General features: G+C 28.7%; 24 protein-coding genes, 2 tRNA genes and 1 pseudogene. 11 read left to right on the forward strand and 16 right to left on the reverse strand.

Annotation, left to right across the window (positions count from 1 at the left end; all coding sequences use genetic code 11):
- Window positions 1-63: 63 nt before the first annotated feature.
- Window positions 64-666 (reverse strand): Holliday junction branch migration protein RuvA, encoded by a 603-nt coding sequence (gene ruvA, locus H0H47_RS01380; RefSeq protein ID WP_185866248.1) that lies wholly within the window; start codon window positions 664-666, stop codon window positions 64-66.
- A gap of 38 nt (window positions 667-704) precedes the next feature.
- On the reverse strand, window positions 705-2,030 hold the full coding sequence (gene der / locus H0H47_RS01385) for a ribosome biogenesis GTPase Der (RefSeq protein WP_185866249.1): 1,326 nt from the start codon (window positions 2,028-2,030) through the stop codon (window positions 705-707).
- 86 nt (window positions 2,031-2,116) lie between these two features.
- Between der and trmD the strand changes: the two genes are divergently transcribed.
- A complete protein-coding gene (gene trmD, locus H0H47_RS01390; protein WP_185866250.1) occupies window positions 2,117-2,782 on the forward strand; it encodes a tRNA (guanosine(37)-N1)-methyltransferase TrmD in 666 nt (221 codons plus the stop codon).
- Here the strand turns inward: trmD and argH are convergent.
- Complete coding sequence (gene argH, locus H0H47_RS01395) at window positions 2,760-4,148, reverse strand: argininosuccinate lyase (RefSeq protein ID WP_185866251.1); 1,389 nt, start codon at window positions 4,146-4,148, stop codon at window positions 2,760-2,762. The two genes, trmD and argH, sit on opposite strands and share 23 nt — an antisense overlap.
- Window positions 4,149-4,237: 89 nt before the next feature.
- On the opposite strand from argH, the gene gyrB reads away from it, so the two are divergent.
- The 3 genes from gyrB to truB are packed head-to-tail and all read left to right on the forward strand — an operon-like array spanning window position 4,238 to window position 7,716.
- Window positions 4,238-6,166: a DNA topoisomerase (ATP-hydrolyzing) subunit B gene (gene gyrB, locus H0H47_RS01400; RefSeq protein WP_185866252.1), complete on the forward strand. Its 1,929-nt coding sequence runs from the start codon at window positions 4,238-4,240 to the stop codon at window positions 6,164-6,166.
- A gap of 33 nt (window positions 6,167-6,199) precedes the next feature.
- Window positions 6,200-6,997: an undecaprenyl-diphosphate phosphatase gene (locus H0H47_RS01405; protein ID WP_185866253.1), complete on the forward strand. Its 798-nt coding sequence runs from the start codon at window positions 6,200-6,202 to the stop codon at window positions 6,995-6,997.
- Window positions 6,994-7,716, forward strand: coding sequence for a tRNA pseudouridine(55) synthase TruB (gene truB, locus H0H47_RS01410; protein WP_185866254.1), 723 nt, complete (start codon window positions 6,994-6,996; stop codon window positions 7,714-7,716). The genes H0H47_RS01405 and truB overlap by 4 nt, the downstream gene beginning before the upstream one ends.
- Here the strand turns inward: truB and rpsP are convergent.
- Window positions 7,713-8,051, reverse strand: a complete 339-nt coding sequence (gene rpsP, locus H0H47_RS01415; RefSeq protein ID WP_185866255.1) for a 30S ribosomal protein S16 — start codon at window positions 8,049-8,051, stop codon at window positions 7,713-7,715. The genes truB and rpsP overlap by 4 nt on opposite strands.
- 89 nt (window positions 8,052-8,140) lie before the next feature.
- Between rpsP and H0H47_RS01420 the strand changes: the two genes are divergently transcribed.
- The 4 genes and pseudogenes from H0H47_RS01420 to H0H47_RS01435 all read left to right on the forward strand — a co-directional run bounded on the left by H0H47_RS01420 (window position 8,141) and on the right by H0H47_RS01435 (window position 10,848).
- Window positions 8,141-8,211 (forward strand) — tRNA-Gln (locus tag H0H47_RS01420).
- A gap of 54 nt (window positions 8,212-8,265) precedes the next feature.
- Window positions 8,266-9,672 (forward strand): dicarboxylate/amino acid:cation symporter, encoded by a 1,407-nt coding sequence (locus H0H47_RS01425; RefSeq protein WP_185866256.1) that lies wholly within the window; start codon window positions 8,266-8,268, stop codon window positions 9,670-9,672.
- Between the two features lie 7 nt (window positions 9,673-9,679).
- Window positions 9,680-10,748: pseudogene (locus H0H47_RS01430) on the forward strand (diphosphomevalonate/mevalonate 3,5-bisphosphate decarboxylase family protein).
- A 25-nt stretch (window positions 10,749-10,773) separates the two neighbouring features.
- Window positions 10,774-10,848, forward strand: a tRNA-His gene (locus H0H47_RS01435).
- A 12-nt stretch (window positions 10,849-10,860) separates the two neighbouring features.
- Here H0H47_RS01435 and H0H47_RS01440 read toward each other — a convergent pair.
- Window positions 10,861-12,051 carry a pyridoxal phosphate-dependent aminotransferase gene (locus H0H47_RS01440; RefSeq protein WP_185866257.1) on the reverse strand — a complete coding sequence of 397 codons (1,191 nt, stop codon included), beginning with the start codon at window positions 12,049-12,051 and terminating at the stop codon, window positions 10,861-10,863.
- Window positions 12,052-12,121: 70 nt separating this feature from the next.
- Here H0H47_RS01440 and rsmG point away from each other — a divergent pair, with 70 nt between their 5' ends.
- Together rsmG and H0H47_RS01450 are read left to right on the forward strand one after the other, a co-directional pair.
- Entirely contained in the window at window positions 12,122-12,742 is a 621-nt protein-coding gene (gene rsmG / locus H0H47_RS01445; RefSeq protein ID WP_185866258.1) for a 16S rRNA (guanine(527)-N(7))-methyltransferase RsmG, read from the forward strand.
- 14 nt (window positions 12,743-12,756) lie between these two features.
- Window positions 12,757-13,722, forward strand: a complete 966-nt coding sequence (locus H0H47_RS01450; RefSeq protein ID WP_185866259.1) for an amidohydrolase family protein — start codon at window positions 12,757-12,759, stop codon at window positions 13,720-13,722.
- Between the two features lies 1 nt (window position 13,723).
- Here the strand turns inward: H0H47_RS01450 and lysS are convergent, their stop codons facing one another.
- The gene (gene lysS, locus H0H47_RS01455; RefSeq protein WP_185866260.1) at window positions 13,724-15,229 is read right to left on the reverse strand and encodes a lysine--tRNA ligase; all 1,506 of its coding nucleotides are present in this window, start codon (window positions 15,227-15,229) and stop codon (window positions 13,724-13,726) included.
- A gap of 96 nt (window positions 15,230-15,325) precedes the next feature.
- Here lysS and lipB point away from each other — a divergent pair, with 96 nt between their 5' ends.
- The gene (lipB, locus tag H0H47_RS01460) at window positions 15,326-16,051 is read left to right on the forward strand and encodes a lipoyl(octanoyl) transferase LipB (RefSeq protein ID WP_185866261.1); all 726 of its coding nucleotides are present in this window, start codon (window positions 15,326-15,328) and stop codon (window positions 16,049-16,051) included.
- Window position 16,052: 1 nt separating this feature from the next.
- Here the strand turns inward: lipB and mtaB are convergent, their stop codons facing one another.
- From mtaB to H0H47_RS01510, 10 genes are read right to left on the reverse strand one after another with little or no spacing between them, the layout of a single operon-like run.
- Complete coding sequence (gene mtaB / locus H0H47_RS01465) at window positions 16,053-17,396, reverse strand: tRNA (N(6)-L-threonylcarbamoyladenosine(37)-C(2))-methylthiotransferase MtaB (RefSeq protein WP_185866262.1); 1,344 nt, start codon at window positions 17,394-17,396, stop codon at window positions 16,053-16,055.
- Window positions 17,397-17,451: 55 nt separating this feature from the next.
- Window positions 17,452-18,084, reverse strand: coding sequence for a peroxiredoxin (locus H0H47_RS01470; RefSeq protein ID WP_185866263.1), 633 nt, complete (start codon window positions 18,082-18,084; stop codon window positions 17,452-17,454).
- Between the two features lie 53 nt (window positions 18,085-18,137).
- On the reverse strand, window positions 18,138-19,988 hold the full coding sequence (gene dnaG, locus H0H47_RS01475; RefSeq protein WP_185866264.1) for a DNA primase: 1,851 nt from the start codon (window positions 19,986-19,988) through the stop codon (window positions 18,138-18,140).
- Complete coding sequence (gene rpe / locus H0H47_RS01480) at window positions 19,985-20,650, reverse strand: ribulose-phosphate 3-epimerase (protein WP_185866265.1); 666 nt, start codon at window positions 20,648-20,650, stop codon at window positions 19,985-19,987. Before rpe ends, dnaG begins: the two co-directional genes overlap by 4 nt.
- A 46-nt stretch (window positions 20,651-20,696) precedes the next feature.
- Window positions 20,697-21,497, reverse strand: coding sequence for an enoyl-ACP reductase FabI (locus tag H0H47_RS01485; RefSeq protein WP_185866266.1), 801 nt, complete (start codon window positions 21,495-21,497; stop codon window positions 20,697-20,699).
- Window positions 21,498-21,531: 34 nt separating this feature from the next.
- Window positions 21,532-22,794 carry a methionine adenosyltransferase gene (metK, locus tag H0H47_RS01490; RefSeq protein WP_185866267.1) on the reverse strand — a complete coding sequence of 421 codons (1,263 nt, stop codon included), beginning with the start codon at window positions 22,792-22,794 and terminating at the stop codon, window positions 21,532-21,534.
- Between the two features lie 36 nt (window positions 22,795-22,830).
- Window positions 22,831-23,904 carry a bifunctional 3-deoxy-7-phosphoheptulonate synthase/chorismate mutase type II gene (locus H0H47_RS01495; RefSeq protein WP_185866268.1) on the reverse strand — a complete coding sequence of 358 codons (1,074 nt, stop codon included), beginning with the start codon at window positions 23,902-23,904 and terminating at the stop codon, window positions 22,831-22,833.
- 15 nt (window positions 23,905-23,919) lie between these two features.
- Window positions 23,920-24,768: a prephenate dehydrogenase gene (locus H0H47_RS01500; RefSeq protein WP_185866269.1), complete on the reverse strand. Its 849-nt coding sequence runs from the start codon at window positions 24,766-24,768 to the stop codon at window positions 23,920-23,922.
- A complete protein-coding gene (locus H0H47_RS01505; protein WP_185866270.1) occupies window positions 24,765-25,919 on the reverse strand; it encodes a pyridoxal phosphate-dependent aminotransferase in 1,155 nt (384 codons plus the stop codon). Before H0H47_RS01505 ends, H0H47_RS01500 begins: the two co-directional genes overlap by 4 nt.
- On the reverse strand, window positions 25,919-26,755 hold the full coding sequence (locus tag H0H47_RS01510; protein ID WP_185866271.1) for a prephenate dehydratase: 837 nt from the start codon (window positions 26,753-26,755) through the stop codon (window positions 25,919-25,921). The genes H0H47_RS01505 and H0H47_RS01510 overlap by 1 nt, the downstream gene beginning before the upstream one ends.
- Between the last annotated feature and the right edge of the window lie 175 nt (window positions 26,756-26,930).

The raw sequence follows: 26,930 nt of genomic DNA on the forward strand, positions 1-26,930 counted from the left end.
AAAGCAAAAGTATATTATTTTTCAGGTTTGTTTTTTTATAAATCAGAAATCATTTTTCTGATTTTACAATTTTTTCAAAGATTCTTTAATGAGATTTTCTACAGAAAATTCTGGATGTTCATTCAAAATCTCATCCAAAACCTTTTTAGATTCTTGAGGAGAAAATCCAAGGACACTCAAAGCGCTTAAAGCTTCTTTTTTGATTAAATAAGGTGTATTTTCCAATAATTTTACGTTTTTTCCTTTTTTAGTAATAATTACTTTAGTAAATTTATCTTTCAGTTCAATAATAATTCTTTGAGCTGTTTTTTTTCCAATTCCTTTTACTTTTTCGAATACTTTTATATCTTCTTTATATATAGATTCTTTGATTTCATATGGAGTAAGAGAAGATAATAACATGATAGCAGAGTTTGGACCTATTCCATTCACGGATATCAAATAAGAAAATATTTTTCTTTCTATTTTGTCAAAAAAACCATACAAAACATGTTGATTTTCTTTGATAAAGAGATAAGTATGTATACATATATCTTTTCCTTCTTCTTCTAACAAAGAATAATAGGTATATAACGATATATGAATATGATATCCTACTCCATGACAATCTATTATTAAATAAGATTGATTTTTTTCTATTAACTTTCCTCTTAAACGTGTTATCACAGTATTATCAAAAAAAGTAGAGAATAAATCCTAAAAAATTATTTTTTTCTAAAAAAAATTTGTATAGGGACACCTCTAAAATCAAAGTGATAACGAATTTGATTTTCAACAAATCTTTTATAAGATTCTTTTATGTATTGAGGAAAATTAGAAAAAAAAATAAATATTGGCGTGCATGAGGGCAGCTGAGTACAATATTTGATGGTTATTAATTTATTTTTTTTCTTAGAAGGAGGAGGATTTTTTTTAAAAATTGGTAACATAATTTTATTTAAAATATTCGTTTTTAATCTGTTTTTACGGGATTTTAAAATCTGATCAGCTGTGGAAATAATATGATGGATTCCATCTTTATTTTTAGCAGATATAAAAAAAATGGGAACATTATCAAATGGAGATATTTTTTTTCGAATCAAAAATTCGTAATTTTTTTGAATAGAATAATTTTTATTATGAAATAAATCCCATTTGTTAATAAGAATTATAATCCCTTTATGATACTTTTTCACTAATCTAAAAATATTCATATCCTGTTTTTCCCATCCAAGAGACGCGTCTACCATTAGAAGACAAACATCAGTGTATTCTATTGTTTTTACCGTTCTCATAGAAGAATAAAATTCAATGTTTTCTCTTATTTTTGATTTTTTTCTTACTCCAGGAGTATCAACTAAAATACATTCATATCCCCATTTTTTGTAGAAAACGTCTAGACTATCTCTAGTTGTTCCAGAAATGTTCGTTACAATATGATGATTTTTATCTAGAAAAGAGTTAATCAAAGTAGATTTTCCGACATTTGGACGTCCTACCACAGAAAAACGAGGAAGAAATTCTTTTTCTACGAATTTTTCTTTTCTTTTAACGAATTCTTCTTTGAATATTCCTACTAATTTATCTAGTAATTCTCCCGTACCACTTCCATTTATAGCTGATATATAGTAATAGTTTACAAATCCTAAACGAAAAAAATCTGTATCAATGAATTTTCTGGTATCTACTTTATTCACTACTAATAAAGTGATTTTATGACATCTTCTGAGTATTTTAGCCATTTCTATATCCGTGTCGAATATTCCCATAATATCTACCAAAAATAAAATCACATCAGCTTCTTTGATTGCCATAAAAATTTGATTTTTTATTTCTTTTTCAAGTACATCATTTTTTGAAATCGTAAAACTAAAACCTCCTGTATCCACCACAGAGAATTTGACTCCATTCCATTCTGAATTCCCAAAAATGCGATCTCTTGTGACTCCACTTGTCATATGAACAATAGCTTGTTTTCTTCCTACAAGACGATTAAACAAAGTAGATTTTCCGACATTTGGACGTCCTACTATAGATACGATATAATTCATTTTGACAAATTATTTACAAAGGTAGAATTTTTTTATTAGTTTCATTCCTAGATTCTTAGTCAAAGTGTATATTACTAAAAAAAATAATGCGTATAGATATTGTTAGCTTAGTTCCTGAAATTCTTCATAGCCCTTTTTCCAATTCTATTATTAAAAGAGCAATCCATAAAGGATTGATTGATATTTATGTTCATGATTTACGTCAATATGGTTTAGGTAAGCGTAAAAAAGTAGACGATTATCCTTATGGAGGTGGATCCGGAATGGTTATTCGAATAGAACCTGTATATCAATGTTTTTCAAAATTGTTATCAGAACGAAATTATGATGAAAAAATTTTCATGACTCCTGATGGAAAGTTATTTTCACAAAAATATGCGAAAACTCTAACTGATAAAAAAAATATAATCATTCTTTGTGGACGTTATAAAGGAATTGATCAAAGAATTAGAGATCACATGATTTCCAAAGAAATATCTATTGGTAACTACATTTTATCTGGAGGAGAAATAGCAGCTGCTGTTGTAGTAGAATCTGTAGTTAGATTATTACCTGGTGTTATACAAAATAAAGATTCTATTCTTACGGATTCTTTTCAAAAAGAATCCGTAATCGCTCCTCCCATTTATACTCGTCCAGTCGTTTATAAAGGATGGTCAGTTCCAGAAATCCTTTTATCTGGACATCATCAAAAAATCAAAGATTGGTTTTATCAAAAATCCATGAAACTTAAACAAAAATTGGATTCTTAGAGGATCCATCAAAATGAATTTTACTATAAATTAAACGTTTTATAACTTTTTCAAGTTGTTCAAAATCAAAATTTTTGATCACATTTTGCATCAAATTTCTAATTTTTTCGTTACATAAATTTCCTATGCTTCCTTCATGAGAATAAAAACTCTTTGTTAAGGGTTTAAAACATCCATTTTGGATATCCAAACCGACTTTTTGATAAGCTTCTCTAAAAGAATATCCTTCTTCAACAACAAGTTTGTTAACTACTTCTACACTGAACAAGTATTCATACTTCTCTTCCTTAAGAATGTCCTTTCTTACTATGATATGATTCAACATGTACTGAAACATAGAAAAACATTTTTTTATTTCTTCAAAAAGAGGAATAAATCTTTCTTTAATAATTTGAAAATCTCTATGATATCCAGAGCAAAAATTAGAAGTAATCAAAGAAATTTCATTAGGCAATGATGTCATTCTATTACATTTAGCTCGTATCATCTCAAAAACATCTGGGTTTTTCTTATGAGGCATGATGCTAGATCCGGTAGTCATATTATCAGGAAAACTAATAAAATTGAAATTTTGGCTTAAATATAAGCAAATATCTTGTGCCATTTTACTTAAAGTTCTTGCTAAAGAAGCAATAGATTCTGAAACTATTCTTTCCATTTTCCCTCGTCCCATTTGAGCATATATTACATTGTAATTTAAATTTTCAAATCCCAATAAATCCGTTGTCATTTTTCGATTTAAAGGTAAAGAAGATCCATAACCAGCAGCGGATCCTAAAGGGTTTTTGTTGACAATGCGATATGCTGTACGAATTAATAGCAAATCATCTATTAAACTTTCTGCATATGCAGCGAACCAAAGTCCAAAAGAAGAAGGCATAGCTATTTGATAATGAGTATAACCAGGCATTAATGTATTTTTATGTTGTTCACTTAATTTTAATAACAAATCAAAAAAAGAATAAGTGATCAAAACTATTTCTTTGATTTCTGTGCGAACAAAAAGTTTTAAGTCTACCAATATTTGATCATTTCTGGATCGCCCACTATGTATTTTTTTTCCTACGTTTCCTAAACGATTTGTTAACAAAAACTCTATTTGAGAATGAATATCTTCTATTCCTTCATCTATTCTAAAATTATTCTTTAATATTTCGTGAACATAAATGTTACGTAACTCCTTAATCAAGACTTCTAAATCTTTTTGATTTAATAGACCAATACTTTTCAACATAATGATGTGAGCTATAGTTCCTATAACATCATGTGGAGCTAAAAGTAAATCTATTTTAGAATCCTTCCCTGAAGTAAAATTTTCTATTTTTTTATCAAAACTAAAATTAGTCTTTTTATCCCAAATTTTCACGAAAAAACATTTTTATTCTATCTTTGATCGAAGATAAAACTATAAATTTTTATGGAAATAAGAAAAATTTTTAATAAAAATCATGGATTATGAGTAAACATAATCCTATAAAAAATTATACAGCAGATAGTATTCAATCTCTTGAAGGAATAGAACATATCAGACTCAGACCTTCTATGTATATTGGAGACGTAGGAATTAGAGGGTTGCATCATTTAGTTTACGAAGTGATAGATAATTCTGTCGATGAAGCCTTAGCAGGTTTTTGCAATAAAATATGGGTAACAATTCACAAAAATGGATTTATTACCGTACTTGACAATGGTCGTGGAATTCCAATCGACATTCATAAGAAAGAAGGAAAATCTGCTCTTGAAGTAGTTATGACAAAAATTGGAGCAGGTGGAAAATTTGATAAAAATTCTTACAAAGTTTCAGGAGGATTACACGGTGTAGGAATTTCCTGTGTCAATGCTCTATCTGAAAAACTTATAGTAACAATTTATCGTAACGGAAAAATTTATCAACAAGAGTATTTAAAAGGAAAACCCCTTTATCCTGTAAAATGTTTAGGAAAATCCAATATGAAAGGAACAAAAATTTATTATCTTGCTGATCATTCTATTTTTAATTCCATTACATATAATTATGAAATTTTAGCCAATCGATTGAAAGAACTGGCTTTTTTAAATAAAGGACTGTACTTATTTTTAAAAGATGAAAGAGAGAACATCAAAGAATATTTTTTTTCTAAAAATGGATTAAAAGAATATCTTCCTCTTTTAGATAAAAATCAGGAATCTTTAACAAAAAATGTCATTTTTATTGAAGGAGAAAAAGATAATACAATTGTAGAAGTAGCGATGCAGTACAATACTTCTTTTAAAGAAAAAATTTATTCTTATGTTAACAACATAAATACTTATGAAGGAGGAACTCATCTTTCTGGATTTAGAAGAGCACTAACAAGAACGTTAAAAAAATATGCGGATGGATATGGAGTTTTATCTAATAAGGATAAAGTGGAGTTGACTGGAGATGATTTTAGGGAAGGAATTACAGCTATTATATCTGTTAGGGTAATGGAACCTCAGTTTGAAGGACAAACTAAGACTAAATTAAGTAATCACGAAGTGGGAGGAATTGTAGATAAAATAGTAGGGGAAATGTTGAACAGTTATTTAGAAGAACATCCCAGTGATAGAAAAAAGATTATTGATAAAGTCCTTTTAGCAGCTAAAGCTCGTCAAGCCGCTAAAAAAGCTCGTGAATTAATACAAAAAAAGAATCCCATCAATAATAGTATTTTACCTGGAAAGTTAGCAGATTGTTCTTTCAATAATCCAGAAAGCAGTGAAATATATTTGGTTGAAGGAGATTCTGCTGGAGGGACAGCTAAACAAGGTAGAGACAGAAATTTTCAAGCTATTTTACCTTTACGAGGTAAAATTTTAAATGTTGAAAAAGCTATGCAGTATAAAATATTTGAAAATGAGGAAATAAAAAATATATTTACTTCTTTAGGAGTCTCTATTGGAACAGAAGAAGATCAAGAAATTTTAAATGTAAAAAAACTGAGATACAATAAAATTATTATTATGACAGATGCGGATATAGATGGAAGTCATATTTCTACTTTAATTTTAACATTGTTCTTTCGTTATATGAAACCATTAATAGAAAAAGGACACATTTATATTGCAACACCTCCACTTTATTTAATTCGAAAAGGAAATCATTCTCAATATGCTTGGAGTGATCAAGAAAGAGAAAATATACTCAATCAATTAGGAGGAAGAAAAACTGTGAATATTCAACGTTACAAAGGATTAGGAGAGATGAATGCGGAACAGCTTTGGGAAACGACTATGAACCCCAATAAGAGAACTTTACGAAAAGTCAACATAGAAAATCATGCGGAAGCAGACAAAATCTTTTCCATTCTTATGGGAGATGAAGTTCCACCACGTAGAAATTTCATAGAAAAAAATGCAATACATGCAAAAATTGATGTATAGTATTTTATTCAATTCAATACATATCATTACATCATGAATTATATTCAATCAATCCTGTTAGGGTTTATTGAAGGAATTACAGAGTTTTTACCTATTTCTTCTACAGGACATATGATCCTTGCAGCTTCTATTATGGGAATACTAGAATATAAAATAACAAATTTATTTCTTATCTCTGTTCAGCTTGGAGCAGTTTTATCAGTAGTTTTTTTGTATAGAAAAAAATTTCTTTTTCAAGAATGGGGTTTTTACCTAAAAATTTTTTTAGCTAGTTTTCCTGTAGGAATTTTGGGTTTTTTTTCTTCCAAAAAAACAAATTTTTTATTAGGGGATCCACTGATTGTTGCTCTATCTCTTTTTATAGGAGGATTAGTCATTTTGAAAGCAGAAAATTTTTATGAAAAAAATTCCCCTCATCAAAAGAACAGAATTACTTATTTTAAAGCTTTTACTATTGGATTATTTCAATGTATGGCTTTGATCCCAGGAGTATCTAGGAGTGCAACAACCATTGTTGCTTGTATGCTACAAAATGTGAATAGAAAAAAAGCTATTGAATTCTCTTTCTTTTTATCTGTTCCCGTTATTGTAATTGCTACATTTAAAAAATTATTTGACTATTATTTTCAATTAAATTCTTTTACATTTAAAGAGATAGAATTATTATTTTTAGGAAACATAGTAGCTTTCATTACTGGAATGATAGTTATCAAATGTTTTATGAAATATTTGAAAAGAAATAATTTCAAATTATTGGGATACTACAGAATCATTTTGGGTATTTTTTTTCTTGTTATACATTATTTGATTAAACCGATTGGAAAATTTTGATAAAAAATTTATTAGAATTTCAAAACGGAAAAATGTTGTTAATAGATAAACCGTGGGGATGGACTTCTTTTGAAGTTGTGAGAAAAATTAAAAATTCTATTCTCACGAATACTCTTACTACAAAAAAAGGAAATTTAAAAATAGGACACGCAGGAACTTTAGATCCTCTTGCTACAGGGTTATTAATTGTTCTAACAGGAAAATATACTAAAAAAGTATATGATATTCAAAATTATAAAAAAACTTATACAGGTATTATCAAATTAGGCTGTGAAACTTTATCTTTTGATTCAGAAACAGAGGAATATAATTTTTCTTCCACTTTTCACATCACTCCTCAACTTATTAGAAAAACATCTAAAAAATTTATAGGAGAAATCGATCAATATCCTCCCTCTTTTTCTGCCTTAAAAAAAAAAGGAAGAAGATATTATGAGTATGCTAGAAAAGGAGAAAAAATAAATTCTATGAAATCGAGACGTGTCAAAATTTATCAATTTCATATCCTAAAAATAGGGATTCCCTACATAAAATTTTTTATAGAATGTGGAAAAGGAACTTACATTAGATCTCTTGCTCAAGATTTTGGAAAAGCACTCAGAAGCGGATCTTATCTCCTTTCTTTAAGAAGAGAACGTATAGGAAATTTTTCTACAAATAGTTCTTATGATTTAGATCTTTCAGAAAAATTCAAAATTCCATGTTATTTATTAAATTAAATTTTATATTTTTTGTACCATCCATGAAATCTTTTGTGGCATTCTTCATCAGTTAAAACTCCTTTTTTCACTCCTTCTAATAAATGTTTTTTGAGTAATACACCGTTTTTAGAAAAAATGGATCTTACCGTGTTGGTAGGTTGTGCCCCTTTCATTAACCAGGATACAGCATTTTCCATTTTTAATACAGTTGAAGGAGGATCCGTATGAGGATTATAAGTTCCTAGTTTTTCAATAAATTTACCATCTCTTGGAGAACGAGAATCAGCTACAACTATATGATAAATAGGTCTATGTTTTTTTCCTATTCTTTTTAAACGTATTTTAACAGACATAATTTGATGGATTTAAATAACAACCAAAAAACCTTAATTTAGGCATAATTATAATGTTTTTGAAAAAAAAATGGTATATATTTACACGTAGACCCGTTGTGTAACGGTAGCACAGCAGATTTTGGTTCTGTAAGTTGGGGTTCGAGTCCCTACGGGTCTGTTACCGACCGTATATTTTTTAATTTGATTTTTGAGATATGTTGAATTTTACAAAATGAGTATTGGAATGAAAGTAAAAAAGGAAAAAGTTTTATTAATAGCTTTTTTAAATGTTTTAGCATATGTATTGATTCATTTGTTCAAATCTTTTTTAGGATTGGATAAATTGACTCTTTGCATATTAAGATGCTTCGTCATATCTATTTTCATATTGTATGCCTTTCTGAAAAAAGATTTAACTACTTGGATCTTATTATCCATTATCATAGGAATAGAAATGGGATTAGATCTTCCAAAAATTGCTGTAGAACTAAGATTTTTATCTCAAATATTTTTGAGATTGATAAAAACTATTATTGCTCCAATATTATTTTCAACTTTAGTAGTTGGTATAGCAAGTCATTCTAATATTAAACAATTAGGCAGCATGGGATGGAAATCCCTGCTATATTTTGAAGTTGTTACAACTTTAGCTTTATTTATTGGTCTTATTGCTATTAATGTCTCTCAAGCTGGTGTAGGTATTGTTATCCCTTCGGGAATAACAGAACAACAATTGCCAAAAGTAGAAAGTAGAACTTGGCAAAACACTATTCTTCATGTGTTCCCAGAAAATTTTATCAAATCTATATATCATGGAGATGTATTACCTATAGTGGTCTTTTCTGTTATTTTCGGAATTTCCATGGTTTTTTTGGAAGAAAAAAAACGAACTCCTATATTACTATTTGCAGAGAGTCTTTCAGAAATCATGTTTAAATTTACTAAAATTATAATGTATTTTGCTCCTATAGGAGTAGGATCCGCTATAGCTTATACAGTAGGACATATGGGGTTGGATATTTTATATAATTTATTTCAATTATTGTTGACTCTTTATATTGCTTTACTTATTTTTTTGATAGTTGTTTTACTTCCTATTATTTTATGGATTAAAGTTCCTTTAAAAAGTTTTATTAAAGCATTAACTGAACCTGTATCACTTGCGTTTGCTACGACGAGTTCCGAATCCGCCTTACCTCTACTTATGGAAAATTTAGAGAAATTAGGCGTTCCAAGAAAAATTATTGCTTTTGTGATTCCTACAGGTTATAGTTTCAATTTGGATGGGACTACTTTATATTTATCTTTAGCTACTGTTTTTGTAGCACAAGCATCTGGTATTCCTTTGAGTTTTAGTCAACAAATATTCATAGGGTTGACTTTAATTTTAACTAGCAAAGGAGTAGCAGGAGTTCCTAGGGCTTCTTTAGTTATTCTTTTAGCCACTGTTGCTTCTTTTGGATTACCCACTTGGCCTATATTGGCTATTATAGGCATAGATGAATTAATGGACATGGCTCGCACGACCGTAAATGTAATAGGAAATGGATTAGCTAGTTGTGTTATAGCTCGTTCTGAGGGAGAATTGGACGATAAAAAAATGTTAGATTATATCAATCAAAGTGAAAATGATTTGTAATTAAATTTTGAAAAAAAACAGTTTTTTTTATAGAAAAAAAAAATATTCTATAGACCCAAATGGAGTTGTCACAAAAAAAAGTCATTCTAATATTGCTTTAATTAAATATTGGGGGAAGGATAAGAATAAAATTCAAATCCCGTTGAATTCCTCTATTAGTTATTCACTGGGAGGGGTCTACACGGTCACACGATTAATTTATAGAAAAAAAAAGAAAAAAAAAAAGAAATTTTTCCATAAGAGTTTTTCTGTCTGGAAAAGAAAAAAATAGTTTTCTTCCAAAGATTTTGGAATTTTTTCATAGAATTTCATTTTATTGTTCTTATTTACGAGATTTTAATTTTATTATCAAGACCTATAATACTTTTCCACATAGTAGTGGAATAGCTTCTTCTGCTTCTTCTATGAGTGCTTTAGCATTATGCATTATGGAAATAGAAAAAAAATTAGTTTCTTCTTTAAAAGAAGATTTTTTTTTAAAAAAAGCTTCTTTTTTAGCAAGATTAGGTTCCGGAAGTGCTTGCAGATCTATTTATCCTGGACTTGTTGTCTGGGGATGTCATCAATCAATAAAAGGAAGTAATGATCTTTATGCTATTCCATATCCATATAAAGTACACCCCATTTTTACAAAAATGGTAAATACTATTTTAATAATAGATGAAGAACCTAAAAAAATTTTGAGTTCAAAAGGGCATCAGTTGATGAATAACCATCCTTATGCTAGAGAAAGACTTAAATGTGCTAATAAAAATATGGATAGGCTTATATCCATATTAAAAATAGGAGATTTTCAAGAATTTGGAGAATTGATAGAACATGAAGCTTTGACTCTTCATGCCATGATCATGACATCTCGTCCCTATTTTTTATGGATGAAACCAAATACTCTGAAGGTTCTTTATACTGTATGGGATTTTAGAATACAAAGCAAGAAAAATATCTATTTTACATTAGACGCAGGTGCAAATGTTCATCTTTTATACCCTATTCAAGAAAAAAAATTCATTCTAAAATGGATATATAGCGATCTTTTTTCTTATTGTAAAAAAATTATAGAAAGTTTTTGTTATTAATTATATTTGTGTGATTCATCATATGGTGGACGTAGCTCAGTTGGTTTAGAGCATCAGATTGTGGTTCTGAGGGTCGCCGGTTCGAATCCGGTCGTCCACCCGATTTTTTTTTTTAATTTAATGCCTTTTTTATTCTTGTGAAGGCTTCTATAATTTTATCTTCTGAGGAAGCGTAAGAAATACGCAAACATTCATGATTCCCAAATGCACTCCCACTCACTGTAGCAACTTGAGCTTTTTCAAGTAAAAATTCAGAAAAATCATCTGCATTTTGAATAATTTTACCATATAATTTTTTTCCAAAAAAATATGAAACTTTTGGAAAAATATAAAAAGCTCCATTTGGTTTATTAAATTGAAACCCATCAATTTCTTTGATCAGATCCAAAACTAAGTTTCTTCTTTTTTTAAACTCTTTGATCATATATCCTATTTTACTCGGATCGTTTTTTAATGCAGCAATAGATGCTCTCTGTGCAATAGAATTAGCACAAGAAGTCATTTGACCCTGTATCTTATCACAAGATTGAGCAATCCATTCTGGAGCCCCAATATATCCAATTCTCCAACCAGTCATTGAAAAAGCCTTAGAGAGTCCATTTAGTGTAATTACTTGATTATAAATATCAGGAAATATAGCAATACTAGTAGCATGTTCGTCAGAGTAACAAATATGTTCATAAATCTCATCAGAAAGAATCATGATTTTTGGATGTTTTTTAAAAATTTCTGCTAAATCTCTTAATTCTTGATAAGAATAAACACTTCCTGTCGGATTACAAGGAGTACTGAAAATAAATAATTTCGTTTTAGAGGTTATTGCTTTTTCTAGCTGTTTTGGATGAATCTTAAAATTATTTTTCATGCTTGTTTGGACTACAACAGGATAAGATTCACACAATTTTACCATTTGTAAATAACTAACCCAATAAGGAGCGGGAATAAGAACTTCATCATTTTGATTCAGCAAAGAGAAAAGAACATTCATTATAGCTTGTTTTGCTCCAGTAGAAACTACAATTTGAGAAGGGGTATATTTTAAATGATTATCACGGTATAATTTTTCGCATATTACTTTTCTAAGTTCTAAATATCCGGATACAGGAGTATAATAATGATAACCTTCATCTATCGCTTGTTTAGCAGCATCTAAAACAAAATTAGGAGGTAAAAAGTCCGGTTCTCCCAAACTTAAGTTAATAATGTCATATCCTTTATTTTTTAATTCTCTGGCTTTAGCTGACATAGCTATGGTTTGCGAATAAGATATATTCTGTAAACGATGAGACAATCTATTTTTCATAGATATTATTAGAATTTGAAATGATTACAAATCTAAATAAATTTGTTTATAAATTTATTGATCCATTAATATGGAATTAATTAAAAAATATTTTCCAGATCTATTGAACCAACAAATCTATAAGTTATCTTCTTTGAAAAATTTATACGCATATTGGAATTCACATGTGAATTTAATTTCTAGAAAGACATTCTACGATTTTTATCAACAACATGTACTTTTTTGTTTAGGAATAGCTAAAGTATTTTCTTTTTTCCCTGGATCATGTGTTATGGATTTAGGCACAGGAGGAGGATTTCCGGGGATTCCTTTATCCATAGTTTTTCCTCATACAGAATTTTTATTGGTCGATTCTATTCTAAAAAAAATTAAAATTATAGAAAAAATCATATATAATCTTCATTTAAAAAATGCACATCCTATTTGTATACGTGCAGAAAAATTAGAAAATAAGTTTGATTTTGTGGTCTCTCGAGCTGTCACAAAAATAGATATAATCCATAATTGGATAAAAAATAAATTTAAATGCAAATCTAATTCTAAAATTCAAAATGGAGCTTTATATCTAAAAGGAGGAAATCTTTCTGAGGAATTAAAAAAAATTCCTCATGCAATAGAATATCCTTTAAATCATTATTTTAAAGAACCATTTTTTATAACTAAAAAAGTAATTTGGATTTCCAATATTTAAGAAACCGATTAAAAATGAATCCTAAGAAAATTTTTATAGAAAAAGTGAAAAAAAAAGGAGGATGGGTTAATGCTCATGCTCACTTAGATAGAGCTTATACTCTAACAAAAAAAAATTTCAAATATTCTTATTTTTCCATCAAAAAAAAATGGTATCTGGTTGATGAAATGAAACGTTTAGCTACAGAAGAGGATATTTATATCCGTATGGAAAAAGCTTTGGAATATTTTTTAATGCAAGGAACACAAGCTTTGTGCACCTTTATTGATGTGGATGAAATAATTGAAGATCGTGCCTTGAAAGCAGCTAAAAAATTGAAAAATAATTATGGAAATTCCATCCATATTCGTTTCGCAAATCAAGTTCTGAAAGGGGTATTAGACAAAAAATCAAAATATTGGTTCGATAAATCAGTAGAATTTGTGGATATTATTGGGGGGTTACCCGCTAAAGATTATGGAAAAGAAGATGAACATCTAGATATTTTATTAAAAACAGCTAAAAAAAAGGAAAAAATAGTCCATGTACATGTTGATCAATTTAATACTAGCGAAGAAAAAGAAACCGAAAAATTAGCCAAAAAAACGATTGAACATGGAATGCAAGGAAAAGTAGTAGCTATACATAGTATTTCTTTAGCAGCACATGCTAGAGCTTATCGTTATGAAACATATCAATTAATGAAAAAAGCAGATTTAATGGTAATCTCTTGTCCCATTGCTTGGATTGATCATACCAGAAGTGAACGTTTGAGCCCTAGCCATAATTCTATCACTCCAGTGGACGAAATGGTTCCTGAAGGAATCATAGTGGCTTTTGGAACAGATAACATTTGTGATATCTACAAACCTTTTTCTGATGGAAATCTCTGGATAGAATTACGTGTCATGTTAGAAGCTTGTCATTATTATGATATAGATCATTTAGTAGAAATTGCTACAATAAACGGATTAAGAGTATTAGGATTAGTAAATAAATAACTTATTTTTTTCCTCCTTTTTCTGGACGCATTTGTGGAAAAAGTAAAACTTCTTGAATAGAGTTTTTTTGAGTAAGTAACATCACTAAACGATCTATTCCTATTCCAATTCCTGCAGTAGGAGGCATTCCAAATTCTAAAGCACGTATAAAATCTTGATCAACTGACATTGATTCATCTTTTGTATTTTTTTCGGAGAACTTCATTTGTTCTCGTAAACGATTAAGTTGATCTATAGGATCATTAAGTTCTGAATAAGCATTGGCAATTTCTTGACCATTGATAATAAGTTCAAAACGTTCTGATAAATTTTTTTTATGACGATGTCTTTTAGTCAGAGGACTCATTTCTACTGGATAATCAATAATGAAAGTAGGATTAATGTAATTTTTTTCGCATTTTTCTTCAAAAATGTTCTCAATCAGTTTCGCTTTACTCATTTTAACATTTTCTTCTATATGCAATTTTTGACATACTTTTCTTAAGTCCTCCTTTTCCATTTTTTCTAGATCAAATCCTGTGTATTTTTTAATAGAATCCAATATAGAAATACGGGAAAAAGGAGTTTTAAAATTAATATGATTATTTTCTTTTTCTTGAAATTTATTCCAGATACACTTCATCAGTTTTTCTGTAAAATTCATCATCCAATAATAGTCTTTATAAGCTATATAAAGTTCTAGTACAGTAAATTCTGGATTATGAATTCGATCCATCCCCTCATTTCTGAAATTTCTAGAAAATTCATAGACGCCGTGAAATCCCCCAATTATAAGTCTTTTCAAATAAAGTTCATTAGCTATACGTAAATACAATGGAATTCCTAATGTATTGTGATAAGTTTCAAAAGGACGAGCTATAGCTCCTCCAGGAATAGATTGTAGAATAGGAGTATCTACTTCGATATACCCTTTATCATCCAAAAAATTTCTTATTTCCTGTATGATACGAGTACGTTTTAAGAAAATTTCTTTGACATGATCATTGACTATAAGATCTACATAACGCATACGATAACGTTGTTCTGTATTGGAAAAAGCATCATATGTTTTTTTATTTTTTTTATCCACTTTTACTTGTGGTAATGGTCGTATAGATTTGGATAACAAAGTTAATTTATGAGCATATATAGTGATTTCATTCATTTTCGTTTTAAATAAAAAACCTGTCACTCCAATAATATCTCCTATATCTATAAGTTTTTTTAAAAAAATATTGTAAGTATCCTCTTTCCCCATTTCCTCCGAGTCTAAATGATTTTTAGAAAAGTATATCTGTATGCACCCTGTATGATCTTTGATTTCTCCAAAAGAAGCTTTTCCTAAAATACGCAAACGCATTAAACGTCCGGCTATGCTAATAGTTTCTTTTTCTGTAAAATTTTTTAGTATATTACAAATTGTAGAGGTTACATTGTATTCTTCTGATGGATAAGGATTTATTCCTAGTAACTTTAGTTGATCTAGTTTTTTTCTGCGTATGATTTCTTGTTCTGATAAATAAGACATAGATTGATTTGTGTATGGACCGGACTAAAAATGAACAAAACGAAGGTACATTTGTTTATAATATTGTTTATAATATTATATAAATTTTAAAAAACTATGAAAAAAAAAATCCTTTTTTTCGAAGACTTAGGAAAAAAAGAATATGAAGAAACTTGGAGATACCAGAAAAAATTATTTGATGAGATTATTCAAAAAAAAGTAAATAACATTTCTTCTCAAGAAGCCGGATATTTTCTATTTGTAGAACACCACCATGTATATACTATAGGGAAAAATGGAAAAAAAGATAACCATTTGTTAGTTTCATCAGATTTTTTAGAAAAAATAGATGCAACTTTTTATCAAACAGACAGAGGAGGTGATATCACTTACCATGGTCCTGGACAATTGATAGGATATCCCATTCTAAATATGGATTATTTTTTTACGGATATTCATAAATACCTTCGTCTTTTAGAAGAAGTCATTATCCATTTTTTATGGAAAAATTATGGGATCAAGGGAGAACGAAAAAAAGGAAAAACAGGAGTATGGTTTCATAATCATGTAAAAAACGAAAAATCAAGAAAAATATGTGCAATAGGAATTAGGATGAGTCGTTGGGTAACCATGCACGGATTTTCTTTAAATGTCAATACAGATTTACGGTATTTTGATTATATTATTCCTTGTGGAATTTCAGATCAAGAAGTAACTTCTTTGAAAAAAGAATTAAAAAAGAATAATATCTCTTTTCAAGAGGTAAAACGTATGGTCAAAAAATCTTTTCAAGAGATTTTTGATGTGGAATTCACACCTATGTCAAAAAAATTGGATCAATAATTCAGAAATTTCTAATTTTATTTATGGGGTTGGCTATCATAATTCCATCTTTGTCTATTTTTGTGATGAATACATCTTGTAATGTGTTTTTATATAATAAATTGGATGAATTCAATGGAATCTTAGCTCTAATATAATTTTCTGTATACCCATATAAATATTCTTTATTTGTAGAATTTTTTTCAAATAAAACGGTTTTCTTCGTATGAATTTGTCTTTCGCAAAAAAAACGATATTTTTTTTTTGAAAGATTTCTCAAGATTTGATTACGCTTCCATTGTATTTTTTTCGAGACATGTCCCTGTATAGTGATCGATTTTGTATTTGGTCGAGGAGAATAAGTAAATATGTGCAGAGATGAAATTTCTAATTTTTTCAAAAAATGATAAGTTTCCAAAAAATGTTTATGTGTTTCTCCAGGAAACCCAACAATAACATCTGAACCTATATAAGCATCTGGGATGAACCATCGTATTTTTTTTACTTTTTCTTGATAAAGTTCTCGTCTATAACGTCTCTGCATTTTTTTCAATATATCGTTGCTTCCAGATTGTAAAGGAATATGAAAATGAGGAACAAAATGTTTGCTTTTAGACAAAAATTCAATACATTTATTTTTCAATAAATTAGGTTCTATAGAAGATAAACGTATTCTTCCTTCTTCCTGTATTTGATCTATAGCTTGTATTAAATCAAAAAATGTATACAAACGACGATTTTCTCCATATATTTTTTTTCCATAATCTCCAATATTGATACCTGTTAAAACGATTTCTTTCACTCCTTTTTGAAAAAGAAACCTAATATTTTTCAATATATTTTCCATACTATCAGAACGAGAGGATCCTCTTGATATGGGAATAATGCAATAGCTACATTTATAATCACATCCATCCTGTATTTTTAAAAAAGAGCGAGTTCTATCTCCAACAGAAAATGATGGAAAATAAGAATTTTTTGTTTTTGTATTTGAAATGATTTTTGGATGACATTTTTTCAATAATTCTCGATCAAGATAATCTATGATTTTGAATTTTTCTTCAGAACCTAAAACTAGATCAACTCCAACAATAGAAGAAACTTTTTTAGAATTCAGTTGAGCATAACATCCTATTGCTATAATAAAAGCTTGTGAATTATGATTCATAGCAGAACGTACAATGTGCCTAAATTCAACTTCTGCGTTTTCTGTTACAGAACAACTATTGATTACATAAATATCTGCATAACTCTTGAAAGGAACATGTTGATAATATAAATTCGAAAATTGTCTTGCTATAGTAGAGGTTTCTGCGTAATTGAGTTTACACCCCATAGTATAAAATGCTACTTTTTTTTTCCCCATTTATTTAATGTAATGAAGAGAAAAGGATCAGATGATCTTTATCTGATCCACTTTTCTAAGATGAAAAATAATCTATAATTCCACTATGACTAGCTTTCATCGCTCTTTTTCCTTTTGTCCAATTTGCTGGGCAAACTTCTCCATTTTTTTCATAATATTGAAGAGCATCTATCATGCGAATAGCTTCATGCACATTTCTCCCTAAAGGAAAATCATTAATTAAAAAATGTCGGATAATCCCTTCTTTATCTATTAAAAATAATCCTCTGTAAGCAATAAGTTCACCCGTTGCTTCTTTAAATCCTTTATCATGATTGCAAATCCAATCTCCAGACAAAACTCCATAGTTATGAGATATGGTTTTATTAATATCAGAAACAATAGGGTAGGTCACCCCATCTATTCCACCTTTTTCTTTTGGCATCTGCAACCAAGCCCAATGAGATTGTTCTGTGTCCGTAGATACAGCAATAATTTGTACATTTCTATTCTCAAAATCCTTTATTTTTTCTTGAAATGCATAAATTTCTGTGGGGCATACAAAAGTAAAATCTTTAGGATAGAAGAAAAGCAAAACATACTTTCTTCCATAAAATTGTTCTAAAGTGAAATTTTGTACAATATCTTTTCCATTTAATACCGCACTAGCCGTAAAATTAGGCGCTTTTCTTGAAATTAATGTCTTCATTTTTCGCAAGTTTATATGCACGAATTTACCAAAAAAATTATTATAGAAAAAAATCACACATATCTATGTAACTCCTTATGAATTTCATTTTTGATATTTGTTAAATACATGATCTTTTTGAGAAAAGATTTTTTATCATCATTTTTTGTTAAATGATGATGAATGATTTCTTTTTTAATTAATTTTGAAAGATATAAAGATCTATATCTTAATAAAAGATCCATTATATATTTATCTATGTGATCTTCGTGAGAAGAAACTTGTATTCCTTTTTTATCCCATTTGGATAATAAATAAAATTTATGATTTTGATTTTCTTTATCATAAAATCCATTCAAATGACCTTTTTTTTCCTTTTGTAAACAAATTTTATCAAATATTTCTTGGTTCTTTTTCAAAGAAAAACGTAAATTCCAATGTTTGAAAGCATGTAATATTTTTTCGAAAACTGTTGTGTTGCATTTTTCTTTTTTTATTATTTTATTTCCATGATTTAAAATAAATTGAATCAATTCTTCTTCAAGAAGAAGAAGAGTGTTTTGATTCTTTTTTTTGTGATGAATCGCTTTAATCGTAGGCGTAGGAAGTCGAAGTCTTTGTCTATTTTTTTTGTTGATTCTTTCCAATTCATGAATTAAAACTTCTTGACGAATTTGTAGCATTTTGGATGCTTCTTGCAAGTATAATTCTTTTTGAAGAACATTGGATATTTTTGAAATACTATTCAAAATGTTTAAAATCAAAAAAGATTTTTTAATAGGATCATCTTGATGATATTTTTCATATATTTTTTGTTTAAAAGAAACAAAATTATAACTTCTTTTCGATAAAAAATATCTTAATTGAGAGAGAGAATACTTTTTAGATATAGAATCTGGATCTTCTCCGTTAGAAATAAATAATATACGTAAATTCATTCCTTGTTCCAGTATCATATTAATTCCTCTTAAAGAGGCTTGAATTCCAGAACGATCTCCATCATAAAAAAGAACAACATTTTTTGTAAATTTTTTGATCAATAGTATTTGATCGACTGTCAGTGAAATTCCAGAAGAAGAAACCACATTCTTGATTCCAGATTGATGTAAAGAAATAACATCTGTATATCCTTCCACTAAATAACAAAGATCTTCTTTGATAATGTTTTTTTTAGCTTGAAATAACCCATATAAAATTTTACTTTTTTGAAAGACATCGCTTTCGGATGAATTGATATATTTAGAAGAAGAACTAGAATCAATATTCCTCCCACCAAAACCTATGACCCTTCCTGATAAATTATGGATTGGAAACATCACACGTTGACGAAAGCAATCAAAAAAATTATTATAATATTTCCTGAAAACAGTAAAACCAGATCTTTTTAGATCCCGTATTTTAAATCCTTTTTCTAAGGCCTTGTTTGTAAAAAAATTCCCAGAAAGAGGGGAATAACCTAATTCAAATTTCTGAATGATTTTCATATTAAATCCTCTTTTTTGAATTAAATAATTGAATCCATTTTTCTGTCCCTCTTTAGTAAAAAACAATTGATTTATGAAAAAACGTTTTGCATAATCTTGTATCAAGTATAATTTTTCATGTTCTTCATCGTCTATTTTACTAAATTTTTCTGTATAATCAATTTTAATATCATATCTCTTAGCAAGATAACGTAATGATTCTACATAAGTAGAATGTTCATGTTCCATAAGAAAAGTAATAATATTTCCACCTTTTCCAGAACTGAAATCTTTCCATATTTTTTTTGTAGGAGAAACTATAAAAGAAGGTGTTTTTTCATTAGAAAAAGGACTAAGTCCTCTATAGTTTAGACCACTTTTTTTTAACTCTAAAAAATCTCCAATCACTTCTTCTATACAAGAAACAGAAAGTATTTTTTTTATAGTTTCTTTAGAAATCATGACAAATCATTATTACAAAATTTCATTCTATGAATAATTTTTTTTGGATTCGAATTAGAAAAAATAGTAGTTCCTGATACTAATATATCTGCTCCATTATTGAATAATAAAGAAGCATTTTCTAAATTAATACCTCCATCAACTTCTATGAGAGCAGAAGAATCTTTTTTTAAGATTAAATCTTTAGTATCTTCTAATTTTTGATATGTTTGTCTAATAAACTTCTGTCCGCTAGAACCAGGATTAACACTCATCAATAAAACAAAATCTATATCTTTAATAATATCTTGTAAAAGAAAAACTGGAGTATGCGGATTCACAGCTACACCTACTTTCATTCCATATTCTTTAATAGAATAAATAGTTTTATTTAAGTGAATACAAGCTTCATAATGAATGTGTAAATGATCGGCTCCACAGTCTTTAAATTGTTCAATATACAGATCTGGTTGTAATATCATTAAATGAACATCTATAGGTTTATTAGCGTATTTTTTTACATATTTAGTAAACAATGGGCCAAAAGAAATATTAGAAACAAAAGAGGAATCCATAATATCAATATGGAACCAATCTGATTCACTTTCATTCAGCATTTCTATATCACGATGTAAAAAAGCTAAATTAGCTGAAAGTAAGGATGGAGCTATAATTTTTTTCATATTTATATAGGATTTAGAAGCGTAAGCGTTTTCTAGAAATATTTTTTTATGAAATTATAGTTTCACTAATTCCAGTATTCGAAAAACCACCATCATGATACAAATTTTGCATCGTTACTTTTCTTGTTAAATCTGAAAAAAGTGTAATTATATAGTTAGCACAATCTTGTGCTGAAGCGTTTCCTAATGGAGATATTTTCTCAGAAAATAGAAAAAATTTATTAAAACCTTTAATGGATTTTGCTGCTCTTGTTATACTAGGAGATTGTGATACAGTATTAACCCTAACCTTTTCTTTGACTCCCCAATGATAACCAAAATTACGTGTAATACTTTCTAAATAGGACTTATAATCAGACATATCACCATAATGTGGAAAACTTCGTTGAGAAGCAATATATGTTAAAGCTACAATAGAACCCCACCTATTCATCGCTTTTTTATTCCAAGCCGTTTGCATAATTTTATGATAAGAGACAGCAGATATTTCCCATCCTTTTCTTAAAAATTCATAATTCAGAGAGGTATAAGTCAATCCTTTTCGTATATTTATAGACATAGCTATAGAATGCAATAAAAAATCTATTTTTCCTCCAAAATGATCTAATGTTTTTTCAAACAAAATATTAAGATCTGATATGGAAGTGGCGTCTGCTGGAATAACCATAGATTTTGTTTTATGAGATAATTCATGAATTTTTCCAATTCTTAAAGAAGCAGGGGTATTAGTTAATACAAAAGATGCTTTTTCTTCATAAGCACGTTCCGCAACTTTCCAAGCAATAGAATTTTCATCGAAGGCACCAAATATAATCCCTTTTTTTCCTTTCAATAGATTGTAAGACATAGTTAAAATTTTTAACTAAAAATACCTAAAATACCTATTTTTTGAATTTCATATTAAAAATTTCCTTTATGACAGGTAAATAATCCAACTTTTCCCATGTGAAAAGTTCTACTTCTTGTTTTTTTGGATTTCCTTCTATATCCAAAAAAGACTTATATACTTTTCTTGGAGTTTTTCCCATATGTCCATACACAGATGTTTCTTCATACATTGGTTGACGTAATTTTAATCTTTTTTCTATAGCATAAGGACGTAAATCAAAAATTTGATTTATATTCGACGCAATCTTTTCATTATCTATCTTTGATTTGCCATAGGTATTGACAAAAATACCAATCGGTTCTGAAATTCCTGCTGCATAGGAAATTTGTATCAGTAATTCATCTGAAATTCCTGCTGCAACAAGGTTTTTCGCTATATGTCTAGCCGCATAAGCGCCAGATCTATCCATTTTAGATGGATCCTTTCCAGAAAAAGCTCCTCCTCCATGAGATCCTCTTCCTCCATAAGTATCCACGATAATCTTTCTTCCAGTCAGTCCAGTATCTCCATGAGGGCCTCCAATGACAAATTTTCCTGTAGAATTAATGTAATATTTTGTTTTATCTGTAAATAATTTTTTTACATTTTTTGATCGTATATTATTCTTTACTCTTGGAATCAGAATGTTTATAACATCCTGAACAATACGTTTATGCATTCTTTTTTTAGTATCAAATTCATCATGCTGAGTTGAAATCACTATAGAGTGAATATGCACCGGAGCATTTGTATTCGAATATTCCAAAGTAACTTGAGATTTTGCATCTGGACGTAAGTAAGTCATTTTTTCTCCTTCATTTCGAATTGATGAAAGTTCCCTTAATATATGATGTGAGATCTCTAATGTTAAAGGCATATAATTTTCAGTCTCTTTAACAGCGTAACCAAACACGATTCCTTGATCTCCAGATCCTTGATCTTCTTTTTTGGATCTATTAATCCCCTCTAATAGATCCAAAGACTGTTCTTGAATAGAAGAAATAATTCCACAAGAATCTGCATTGAATCTATATTCATTTTTTGTATATCCTATTTTTCTAAGTATATCACGAGCTATTTTTTGAACATTAACCCAACTTTTAGAATTGACTTCTCCAGCTAATATAATTTGTCCAGTGGTCACTAAAGTTTCTATAGCTACTTTTGCATCTGGGTCAGACGCTATAAAATGATCTAATATAGAGTCCGATATTTGGTCTGAAATTTTATCAGGGTGACCTTCTGAAACAGATTCGCTGGTAAATAAATAAGCCATTTTTTTAGGACTGAGCTATTTAAGTTCTATAAATAATTACCTGATTTGATTTTGAATTTTAATAGATTCCTGGTGCAAAAGTTTAAAAAATCCTTCAAGGAATTCTTCAGAAATTCCTAAACTTCTACCTAAGTGAATAGATTTTTCCATAATTTTTTTCCATCTTTCAGGTTGAAATATAGCTACATCTGAAGATTTTTTTAAAACTCCTAATTTCTTTGAAATGTTCATTCTTTCTGCTAAAAGCGCGATAATATTTTCATCTAGTTCATCAATGAAAATTCTAAAAGAATCTAAATCTCTTTTACTTTTTTGATCACATTTTTTGAGATCTGTTAATTTTTTTAATATTTTCAAAAGATTTTCAGGAGTAATTTGTTGTTGAGCGTCACTCCAAGCATGATCAGGATCACAATGACTTTCTATCATTAATCCTTCATATTGAAAATGATAAGCTTTTTTTGCTATATCAAAAATTCCTTCTTTATTTCCGCAAATATGTGAAGGATCACATATAATGGGTATTCTAGGAAGAATCCTCCTAAAATTTAACAAAAAATTCCAATTAGGTTGATTACGATATTTAGAGTTTTTGTAGGTATAGAAACCACGGTGTATCACTCCCAATTTTCTAATTCCTTTACTAAACAAACGTTCCAAAGCTCCTATCCATAATTCTATATCAGGATGAATTGGATTTTTAACCAAAATAATTTTATTATTTTCTCCTTCCAGAGCTTCCGCTATTTCTTGAATAGTGAAAGGACTAGCTGTACTTCTAGCACCTATCCAAAGAACATCTATTTCAAAAGAAATAGCTAGTTTAACGTGTTCTGCATTAGCTATTTCTGTGGATACCATGAATCCAGTATTTTTTTTAACTTTACGAAGCCATTCAAGTCCTTTTTTTCCAATACCTTCAAAATTATTTGGTTTTGTCCTAGGTTTCCATATTCCTGCCCGAAATACTTGAACATAGGAAGGATTTAACCGATTGGCTGTTTCTAATATTTGTTGTTCACTTTCTGCACTACAAGGACCAGAGATAATTAAAGGTTTATTTAATTTATCAATCCAGGATCTGTCTATACTATTATTCAGTTTTTCCATCACAACACATTTAATTTACACATATTTTTTATCTTTTATATTATTCGCCTTTTTCATATATTGATCTATTTTATGAAATTTTTTATTTATTAAATAATTACGAAATATTTCTAAATGATCAATGTAAAAATCTATAGCTTTAATCAAATTCTCTCTATTAGAAATAAAAATAGGTAACCACGTTTCAGGCTTACTTTTCGCTAACCGAGTGGTTGAATCTAATCCACTTCCCATCATATTATTAAAAATTTTTTCTTCATTCTTAAATTTTTTTAAAACTGTACTAGCTAAAGAAAAGGATATTACATGAGGTAAATGAGATATATAAGCAATATATAAATCATGTTCTTTAGAGGTAATATAAATCATACGCATTTTCATAAGAGAATAGATCTTTTTTGCAATAAACATTGCATCTGGATCGCTCAGTTCAGAGTCACAAATAATGCAATTTTTTTGATAAAAAAGATCATAATGAGCTGAAATTGGTCCAGAATTTTCAATTCCTGCAATAGGATGCGTAGCTACAAAACGACTTCTTTTTGGATGAGAAAAAACTCGATTACAAATATCATATTTAGTAGATCCAGTATCTAAAATTACTGTATCTGCATTAATTTTATTAAGGATACTTGGAAGAATTTTTTCTATTCCATCCACTGGGATAGATAAAATAATTACTGAAGATTGCATAATGAGATCCTGCAAAGGAATTATTTCGTCTACAATTCCAAGTTTTACAGCATGTAAAGCATTTTCCTCATTCGAGTCTGTTCCTATAAATTTATCTCCAAAATTTGATTTTCGTAATCCTAAACCAATGGATCCACCAATTAACCCTAATCCTATAATTCCAATATTCATGAAAAAATTCTATTTTTTGCTTGTTCCAAAATTTTTACTGGACAACACATAGAAAACCTTACATATCCTTTCCCATTATTTCCAAACACTCTACCAGGTGTAATAAATATGTGATGATTTCTAAGAAATTCGTCAGACCATATACGATCATTTTTTTCTGGACCGGTTATTCTTGCCCAAACAAATATTCCGGAACTTTTTTTCTGATATTCTAAATTTAGATAATCACATATTTCCCATATTATTCTTCTGCGTTGAAGATATTCTTTATTAAGTTTTTCAAACCATTTTGAATCATGATTCATAGCTTCTATAGCCCCAATTTGAATGGGATAATACATACCAGAATCCATTTGACTTTTTACTTTTAGTATATTCTTAATAAATTCTTTTTTTCCTATTATCATTCCAACACGCCATCCTGGCATATTGTAACTTTTACTTAATGAATTTAATTCCAAGGATATATCTTTGGCTCCTTTGACATTAAAGATACTTAAAGGACGTTCACAATTCAATATAAAGCTATAAGGGTTATCATGAACGAGTAAAATGCGGTTTCTTTTCGCAAAAAGAACAATTTTTTCTAACTTATCAAAAGTAATTGTTGCCCCCGTAGGCATGTGAGGATAATTTATCCACATAATTTTTACCTTAGTGTGATTGTTATTTTCTAACAAGTTAATATCAGGAGTCCAATTTCTATCCTCATAAAGATTATAATAAATAATTTCTGCTTCCAAAAGCCTTGATATAGACGAATAAGTAGGATATCCAGGATTTGGAATTAATACCTGATCCCCTTTGTCTAAATAAGACATACTTATATGCATAATTCCTTCCTTAGAACCCATTAATGGCAAAATCTCATTTTTAGGATCTACATTTACTTGATATGTTTTTTCATACCAATTCGAAATGGAATTACGTAATTCTTCTATTCCAATATAACTTTGATAAGTATTCGAATGCTTGAGTTCCGACGCTTTTTTCATTTTATCTATAACCCCTTTTGGAGGAAGTAGATCAGGATTTCCAATTCCCAAATTAATGATTTTGATTCCATTTTTTTCAAAATGATTAATTTCCTTCATTTTTTCGGAAAAAAAGTATTCCGATACTTGATTCATTTTTTTTGATGCTACAATCATTAGGATCTAATTCTACCATTTTTATATTCTCCCATAATAGACAATTTATGAAGACAGGGAATTTTTAGGATGCTTTTTTTCATTTTTTCATAATCTTTTATATTATTGAATATAATATCCACATAAAAGGAATACTCCCAAGGTCTTTGTATTATAGGAATAGATTGTATTTTAGTCATATTGATTCCAATACCGGATATCATACTCAAAATCTGAGATAAACTTCCAGTAGTATGCAATATTTTGAATATTAGTGAAGCTTTATTAAAGGAATCATTTTCTTGTTTACAACAATTTTTAATGATAAAAAATCTAGTAAAATTACTTGTAATAGTTTGTATATTCCTGGAAATAATTTCTAACCCATATTCTTTAGCTGCATTCTCAGACGCTATGGCTGCTAAACCTTTTTTTTTGCATATAGAAATATATTTAGCGGCAGCAGCTGTATCTGAGTATTCGGATATTTTGATATAAGGATGTGCATCGATAAATAATTCACATTGCAAAATAGCCATAGGATGAGAATAAATTTCTTTAATATCTTCTATATTTTGCCCTGGATAAGCCATTAAATGATGTTGTATGGGCATATACACCTCTCCTACTATTTTCAAATTATATTCAGACAAAAGACTGTAATTAGTCAATATTGTCCCCGCTATGGTATTTTCTATAGCCATAACTCCAATATCTACATTGGATTTAGCAACGGAAATAGCTAGTTCCCTGAAAGAAGAACATTCCATCAACTTGTAATTAGATCCTTCAAAATATCTGGAAACGGCAGCATGATGAAAACACCCTTTAACCCCTTGTATAGCTATTTTTTTCATGAAACTAAAGAAAGATTGAATTACTTGGAAAACCCGAAAGTTTCATTATCAATCAAGCGGAAAAATTTGAAACAAATATAATAAATTATTTGATTTAATGCAATTTATTCTTTGATCTTTCAGAATTAACAAAAAAAAGATTAAAACGGTTAACTTTATATTTTCGTGTTCTACT

The sequence above is a fragment of the Blattabacterium cuenoti genome, from assembly GCF_014252075.1.
Lineage (GTDB): Bacteria > Bacteroidota > Bacteroidia > Flavobacteriales > Blattabacteriaceae > Blattabacterium > Blattabacterium cuenoti_AC.